Consider the following 7,774-nt stretch of genomic DNA (forward strand, 5'->3'; position numbering starts at 1 on the left):
CCACTTCTACCACGGGGGACGCGCGTGCGCGGTGGATGGAACCAGCAGATCAAGGGGGTGACCGCCGAGCGTGTGGTGCAGACCCAGATCCAGATCGTCGACGGGAACGTCGTCACGGACACGGACCGCGCCGCGCGCGAGCTCGCGACAGCCGTACGGGCCCGGTTGGGGGACGAGATCGCACGGCTCAGGCTGGAGCACCCGGGCCGGATCCCGGTCCGGTGGTCCCCCACCGGGCGGCCCGTCCGGTCGCCGGCCGACGCGTTGGGCGTGCAGGGCGCGGCCCTGACGGGCGACGCGAACCAGGTGCCGGAGTTCCTGCGGAGCCTGCCCCGGCGCCAGCTCGTCGTGCTCGGCCGGCCGGGGGCCGGAAAGAGCGTCCTCGCCCTGCTGCTGGCCTGGGACCTGCTCAAGGCGTGGCAGCCCGAGGAGCCGGTGCCCGTCGTGCTGTCGCTGTCGTCCTGGCGGCCGTCGGTCGGGCTGCGGGAGTGGATGGCCCAGCGGATCCGGGAACTCGGGCCGGGCCACCGCACCGGCCGCCGGCGGCGCGCCGACGGCGCGCGGGCGCTCCTCGACGACAACCGGGTGATGCCCGTGCTCGACGGCCTGGACGAACTGCCCCCGGCGCTGCACGCACGTGCGGTCGAGGCGATCGACGCGGCCGTCGCGGAAGGCCTCCCGCTGCTCGTGACGTGCCGCGGGGACGAGTACGAGCAGACGGTACGGGAGAGCGGCCACTACCTCACCCGGGCGGCGGTGGTCGAACTGGCCGACGTGGAACCGCAGGACGCCGTCACCTATCTCCAGCAGTCGACGGTGGCCGGCGACCGCCGCTGGGACGGGGTCTTCGACGCCCTGCGCGGTCGCCCCGACTCCGCACTGGCCGCGGCCCTGTCCTCCCCGCTGATGCTGTATCTGGCCCGCACCGCCTACCAGGCGGGCTCGACGGATCCGGCAGAGCTGTTGTCCCAGGAGCGGTTCGCGACCCGGGAGGAGATCGAAGCCCATCTGCTGGAGCGCTACCTTCCCGCGGCCTACACCGAGTCCACGGGGCGGCGCTTCGGCACGGACCGGGCCAGGCGGTACCTGACGACGATCGCGCACCAGATGCAGCGGGACGGGACCTACGACTTCGCCTGGTGGCAGGTCCATTCCGTGGTCACCGGGGTCGTCGTCGGAGCCGCGTTCGGCCTGTCGTACGGATGGTTCTTCCACATGCTGTTCGGCACGCGGCTGGCGGTGCTCTCCGGGGTGATGACGGGGGCCGTGGGCGGCGGCGTGCACATCATGGTCCGGCGGGGGCTGACCCAGGTCTACGTGACGGAGGACGTCCTGCGCGGCCCGCGCGGGGTGCTGCGCCAGTACGCGGTCATCGGCTGCGTCTCGGGCCTCGGCGTGGCCCTGCTGCTGGCGACGGCCATGGGCGGCTGGCTCACCCGTGTGCTGGGCGCGGAGCCGGAAGCGGTCTACGGCTTCAGCGCGCTCGTCGGCGGTGCCGCGGGCCTGGCCACTCTCCTCGGCTCGGCCTGGGGCTCGTACCAGGTGTCCCGTACGTGGTTCTGGCTGACACGGCAGCTGCCCTGGCGGTTCTGGACGTTCCTCGACGACGCCCACGAGCGCGGGGTGCTGCGGCAGACGGGGGCGGTCCACCAGTTCCGCCACCTGCGCGTACAGGAGCAACTGAGCGGGGCCGGGACCTCGTCCCGGTCGGCCGTCCGGCCGCGCTGGGCCGGACGGCACTGGAAGTTCGTCCTGCCGGTCCTGCCCAGCGCGCTCCAGGCGCTCCTGGCGGCGGCATGGCTGTTCGCCACCGGCTCCAGCTACTCCCTCAACGGATCCGAGGAGGAGCTGATCCCCGGCGCCGGGCACCGGCCCGTGCCCGTGGAGTCGACGGTCTGCCTCGCCGATCCCCTCAGCTGCACGACAACGATCGACGCCTGGACGTGGAAGCTGCCGCAGGGGGCCGCGCTCCGGACGGAGTTCACGGTGCCCGAGCCGGACGGTGCCGCCTTCACGCGCTGGAACGGTACGGCAGAGGTCGCCGGCTGCGCCGGGGCGGCCGTCGAGGTGGCGCTGCGGATGGGAGACCGCCCGGCCGCGGTCTTCGTCGTGACGGCGGGCGCTCCCGGCCCCGTCACCGTGGCACAGCAGGCGTCGATGCCCGAGCCCGTGCGGCTGGACGGCGACCCGGTCTCCGCGGGCCTGCGCCGGGTGGACACGCAGGCGTGCGACGCCGTCCTCACCTGGGAGAGCGCCGGGCTGCACCGGGACGGACTGGACCTGGCGCGCAGGCGGCTGGGGCTCGATCAGCCCGTGAAACCATGAGGTGTTCATGTCGCGTCCTTGCGGACGCGGGTCCTGTCGTCCCGCTCGGCCACACCTCAGGAGGAGCACGATGTCCCAGCCCCAGTACGGCGGTCCGCTCCCGCCTCCGCCGCCCCCGCCGCCGCAGCAGCCGCAGCGGCAGCGGCGTTCGGGAGGCGTCGTCGCGGTGGTCGTCATCGCGGCGATGCTCGGAACCGGCTTCATCGCGTCCAAGGTGTTCGGTGAGGACGAGTCGTCCTCGTCCTCGTCCTCGCCGTCCTCGTCGTCCTCCTCGTCCTCCTCCTCCGGCAAGGCGCCCGGCGCGTCCGCCTCCCCCTCCAAGAACACCTCCAGCTCCTGGCAGGTCGGCGACTGCGGCGGCCCGGACCCCGACAACCGGCCCGACGGCTACCGGGCGCTCAAGTGCTCCGACTCGGGCGCCAGCTTCAAGGCGCTGGAGATCAAGGAGGCCGGGATCCTGCCCGGTTCGATCCAGTGTCCGGCCGGCACCGACGTGATGATCCGGGTGAGCATCTCCTACGGGTCCTCCAAGGGCGGCGGCATCCCCACCAACACCGTCTGCGGGCGGAACCTCACCGGCGAGCACCCCGGTGACGCCGGCGCCGGCGGCGTCCAGCTCGTGAAGGGCGACTGCATCACCGACCAGGCCAAGGAGATCCCCTGCGCCCAGGCCGGGAAGGGCTCCTACAAGGTGCTGGACCTGGTGAAGACGAAGGCCGACTGCCCGTCGGGCACCGTCGAGCCCATGCAGCTCGTCATCTCCGTCGGCCGGCCCTACGACGTGATCTGCGGAGGCAAGGTCTAGGACCTGGGGCACGCTCGGTTCACCGTGCGGGGGTTCACCGTGCAACCCCCGCAACACCGTCCTCCTCACTCTGCACGCCCGCCCCATGCAGAACACGCCTCATTGGCGCCACATTCAGGACAATCAACCTTCGCCCACGCCGGAGTCTCCTCCTCCACGACGTGAACTTCGGATACCGCAACAATTTCCGTGGCTGGGGGGACTCCATGGCTCTGGTTTTCGACGGCGTGAGCTTCCGGTACGGCCGGCAGGCCCCGGTGTTCCACACGTTCGACCTGACGGTCGATGCGCCGGCCACGGTCTTACTCGGTCCCAACGGCGCTGGTAAGTCCACCCTGATGGGACTGGCGGCCTCTCATCTGCGCCCGGCTGCCGGCACGGTGGCCTTCGGCCGGAGCCGGCCCGACCGGCGCGGGCTGGCCGGGTACCGCAAGAAGGTCGCCTGGATTCCACAGCACATCACACCCGTGCCCGGCCTCACCGTCCGCGAGCAGATCGCGTACGCGGGATGGCTCAAGGGCATGTCCCGGGCCTCCGCCTGGGAGTCGTCCGCCGCCGCCGTCGAGCGGGTGGGACTGGGCCCCCTCGCCGGCCGCAAGAGCCACCAGGTCAGCGGCGGCCAGCTCCGCCGCATGGGCATAGCCGGGGCCCTCACCCACCACAGCGAACTGATCCTCATGGACGAGCCCACCGCAGGGCTCGATCCTCAGCAGCGCCAGGTGTTCCGCGATCTGGTGACGGAGTTGTCGGCGTCCTTGCAGGTCCTGGTGTCCACCCATCAGACCGAGGACCTCTCCGAGCTGTACCAGCGGATCATCGTGCTCGACCGCGGCACCGTACGGTTCCAAGGCAGCCCGGCGGAGTTCCATGCGCTCGCTCCGGCCACGGCTGCCGGAGGACGTGAGAGGGCGGAGGCTGCCTACGGGCGGCTCGTCGGGCAGGAGATCTGAACCGTGCTGCTGCGCACGCTCCTGCGTTCCTCGTCGGCCACCCTCATGCTGCCGCTCCTGGTCTGCTTCATCGTCTTCCTCCTCAGCGACACCCTCACCCGTTACGTGACGGAGGGATACGGGCCCTCTGCTGTCGGCCAGGCCTCCTTCGTCCTGGCCTTCGCAGCCGCAGCCTGCGCCGCCAGCGCGGCCTGGGAGGGTGCCCGCCTCAAGCGGGGCGGGGTCCTCGACCAGGCGCCTGCACGCGGCCCACTGGCCATCGCACTTCCTGTCCTGGCACCGGTGTGGCTCATGGGCCTGGCGGGCCTGGCGACGAGCTTGCTGATCGCGTCGATCGCAACTGGTGCGCCCCCGGCCCCGTCCCATCTCGGCATGCTGGGCGCTCAGGGACTCGTGTTGGCGGCCTGCACCTTGAGCGGGTATCTCACCGGACGCCTCCTGCCGGGCATCGCCGCTGCTCCCATCGCGTTGACAGTGGGCTTCTGCCTGACGGCCTTCCCCGTCTCGTTGCCGGTCGCATGGCCGCGTCACCTGGTCGCCGGCGCCTTCTCCGAGTGCTGCTCGGTCGGCACGGTCATCGACCCCAAGGCCGTCTGGGCACCGACGGCTTTCGCGGTCGGCGTGTGCGCCGCGGCGCTGCTGCTCATCCGCCGGCCGGCCTTCCGCAGCCTCGTCGCCGCCTTCCTGCTCGTCGCCGTCGGCACCGCCGCCGCTCTCCCGCCCGCACTCGGTCTCGGCTTCAGTCCGGTCACCGCCCGCGACGACGGAGAGCTCGTCTGTGACACGCGAGGGCGACCGCATGTCTGCCTGTGGCCGGAGATCGGGTCCGACGGCCAGGCCGTGGCGCAGACCCGTACGTTTGCAGCGCGGCTGGAGGCGGCCGGCCTGCAGATTCCGGCGACCCTCACAGAGAGCCGCGATCTCAAGCCCGGCGAGGCCCGCTTCGGTTTCAAGAGCCGCCCCCAGTCCGCCGACATCGCCATGAACCTCGCCTCCGCCGTGCTGCCCGGGATGCCCGAGTGCGCCCGCCGTACCGGAACGTTCCGCGCCTACCCTGCTCGCGCACCCCTGATGGCGTGGGTGACGTCGGTCGCCCTGCAAGCACCGCCTGGCCCGGGACGGCTCTCGCCGGACGATGCCGCCCTCGTGCAGAGAGTGCTGCAAGAGCCCCGCGAGAAGCAGCTGGCCTGGTACGAGGCCAACCGTCAGGCCCTGGCCACGTGCGATCAGCCGCCGCAGCTCACCGTTCCCGGAGGCGCCGGATGAACTGGTGGCTCAAGTCGCGGGCGGTGCTCACACTGGCAGGCTGCACCGTGTTGATGACCCTGGCCGGTCTGGCATTCGGCAGTACCGAGCTTCCGCTGCCCGCACTGACCGGGGGCTCGGGAAGGTTCCTCCTGGCAGGCCTGACTCCCGTCCTGCCGGCTGTCCTGTGGCTGAACAGCACGGGGCGGGTGGGACCTCACACAGAATCCACGGCTGTACGGGCCGTCGCACGGTGGGACACGGCGCTTGCCACAGGCCTCGCCACCGCCGTCCTTGCCCTCACACTCGTCGGCCACCTGCTCGGCGCCGACGTCATCGCCCTCACCGTCGGCCGCAACACCATCGTCTTCATCGGCATTGCTCTCGTTCTCGAACCGCTGGCCGGCCACCGGTCCGCCGCCGTCCTGACCAGTGTGGTCCCCTTGTTCTGCGCTGCCGCCGGATGGCGTTCGGGGGGAGTGGGCGCCGAGCCCTGGGCGCTGATCCTTCACCCGGGCAACTCCGTCCCGGCATTCGCCGCATCCCTGACCCTGTTGGCCGCCGGCGCCGTGTTCAGCTTCGTCCGACCGTTCGGAACGAGGGCCTCCTGGCTCCGTGAAGCCACGGCATAGCCGCAGCCGGGCTGCGGAAGAGCTGTGGGTGGCGGCGCACGGTCGTGCGCGCCCCGAGCGCGGCACGGCAGCCGCCACCCCACGACCCGCACTCGTCAAGGTCGACCCTTGGCGTCCCCTCGCGACGAATCGCTCCACTCCAGGGTGATCAACGCATGACGGTCCGTCAACACCTCGTTAGAGGTACACGCGCGGTTCCCGGATCGGGCAGGTTTTCCCGGATTTTGTCCGAGCATCCCTCCGGCCCGCTCCCGGGGCGGTCGATCTCGCACCAGATTCGCTTGCCCGCGCCCTCGCGCTGCCAGCCCCAGCGGTCTGCGAGTCCGTCCACCAGCTCCAGCCCGCGCCCGCTGGTGTCGCCCCCGTCCGCGTGCCGCCGGGCCGGCTCCCGGGCACTGGCGTCGGCGACCTCGACCCGTACGCCCGGCTCCCCGAACAGCATCCGCAGGACGGCCGGGCAGCCGGTGTGCACCACGGCGTTCGTGACGAGCTCCGAGATCAGCAGGACCAGCGTCTCGGCGAGCGGCTCGTCATCGCCTATCCCCGATCCCGCCAGCCGGGAGCGCGCCCATCGGCGGGCCCGGCCGACCTCCGCGGGATCCGGCCCTACCTCCAGCTGAACCTGAAGCACCTGCACCGCTCACACCATCCGAACCGGCGGACACTTCGCCTCGCGACAGAATAGGATCACGGACCGTGATCCCCTTGTGGAGCAGCATGGTTGACATACAGTCACCACAACAAGCGCTTCAGGCATATTCCAGCGCGAAGGAGTAGGCATGGTGCATACTGTGCGACGCCATCGCCGCTCAACCGCTCGCATCCGGGGAGCGTACCGGAGCATGCCCACGACTCCGGTCCGTTACGAGTCGGGCTAAGGACACGAACCGATATCAACTCTCCGTAATCGGACATGCGTCCCGCTGCGTCCCACCCGTCACCTCCTGCAACAACTCTTCCGCCAGCAGTTCTTCGGCCTCGGCCACCGTCACCCACTGCTCGGCGCGCACCCAGGCCCGCTTCAGGTGCAGGTGGACATCGGCCTCCCAGGTGAACCCCATCCCGCCGTGCACCTGGAGGCAGTCCCGGGCGTTGCGTACGGCGGCCTCGTCGGCCAGCAGCTTCGCCCCCGCCGCATCGGCCGCGGCGCCCGTGACCGCCGCCGCGTAGACCGCCGCGCGCGCGAGCTCCGCGCGGACCAGCATCTGCGCGCACAGGTGCTTGACGGCCTGGAAGCCGCCGATCGGCCGCCCGAACTGCTCGCGCCGGCCCGCGTACTCCACCGCCAGCTCGGTCGTCCGCAGGGCACTGCCCAGTTGGAGCGCGGCCGTCAGCAGCGCCCCTTCCCGGCGCCAGGCGTCCTGCGGGGACGCGCTGCCGCCACCCGCGGGGGCCCGGACGGAATCCGCCGCCGCGGCCCGGGCCGGGACCCGGTGCAGCGGGGTCAGCGGGTCCGCGGACGCCACCGGCTCCCCCACGAGCCCCGCCGGCTCCCCCAGCACCGCGTCCGCCTCCGCCAGGTACGCCACCAGCCCCGGCAGGTCCCGGGCCGTCACCACTGCCTTGCCCTCCGCCGCGCCCTCGACCACCCCGGCCGCCAGGTGCGTGGCGACCAGCGGCCCCGGCAGCAGGGCCCGCCCGGCCTCCTCGAAGACCAGCACGGCCTCCGGCAGCCCGAGCCCGACCCCGCCCGCCGCCTCCGGCAGCCGCAGCGCGAAGAACCCGGCCGCGCCCAACTCCCGCCAGAGGTCCCGGTCCACCACGGCACCGCCGCCCGCCGCCGTGCCGCCGTCCGCTGCCGCAGCGCCGCCCACCAC

The 7,774-nt window shown here is 72.1% G+C and carries 7 protein-coding genes; 5 read left to right on the forward strand and 2 right to left on the reverse strand.

What is annotated here, in order from left to right:
- The first annotated feature begins 24 nt into the window (after positions 1–24).
- The 5 genes from GPJ59_RS11275 to GPJ59_RS11295 all read left to right on the forward strand — a co-directional run bounded on the left by GPJ59_RS11275 (position 25) and on the right by GPJ59_RS11295 (position 5,957).
- Complete coding sequence (locus GPJ59_RS11275) at positions 25–2,325, forward strand: NACHT domain-containing protein (protein ID WP_219666667.1); 2,301 nt, start codon at positions 25–27, stop codon at positions 2,323–2,325.
- Between the two features lie 70 nt (positions 2,326–2,395).
- Positions 2,396–3,130, forward strand: a complete 735-nt coding sequence (locus tag GPJ59_RS11280) for a hypothetical protein (RefSeq protein WP_219666669.1) — start codon at positions 2,396–2,398, stop codon at positions 3,128–3,130.
- A gap of 206 nt (positions 3,131–3,336) precedes the next feature.
- Positions 3,337–4,080 carry an ATP-binding cassette domain-containing protein gene (locus GPJ59_RS11285; protein WP_219666678.1) on the forward strand — a complete coding sequence of 248 codons (744 nt, stop codon included), beginning with the start codon at positions 3,337–3,339 and terminating at the stop codon, positions 4,078–4,080.
- Between the two features lie 3 nt (positions 4,081–4,083).
- Positions 4,084–5,346 carry a DUF7224 domain-containing protein gene (locus GPJ59_RS11290; protein ID WP_219666681.1) on the forward strand — a complete coding sequence of 421 codons (1,263 nt, stop codon included), beginning with the start codon at positions 4,084–4,086 and terminating at the stop codon, positions 5,344–5,346.
- Positions 5,343–5,957, forward strand: coding sequence for a hypothetical protein (locus GPJ59_RS11295; protein ID WP_219666683.1), 615 nt, complete (start codon positions 5,343–5,345; stop codon positions 5,955–5,957). The genes GPJ59_RS11290 and GPJ59_RS11295 overlap by 4 nt, the downstream gene beginning before the upstream one ends.
- A gap of 166 nt (positions 5,958–6,123) precedes the next feature.
- On the opposite strand, the gene GPJ59_RS11300 is transcribed toward GPJ59_RS11295, so the two are convergent.
- Positions 6,124–6,594: an ATP-binding protein gene (locus tag GPJ59_RS11300; RefSeq protein ID WP_219666687.1), complete on the reverse strand. Its 471-nt coding sequence runs from the start codon at positions 6,592–6,594 to the stop codon at positions 6,124–6,126.
- Positions 6,595–6,850: 256 nt separating this feature from the next.
- Positions 6,851–7,774, reverse strand: coding sequence for an acyl-CoA dehydrogenase family protein (locus GPJ59_RS11305; RefSeq protein WP_308120246.1), 924 nt, complete (start codon positions 7,772–7,774; stop codon positions 6,851–6,853).

Source organism: Streptomyces bambusae, assembly GCF_019400985.1.
Lineage (GTDB): Bacteria > Actinomycetota > Actinomycetes > Streptomycetales > Streptomycetaceae > Streptomyces > Streptomyces bambusae_A.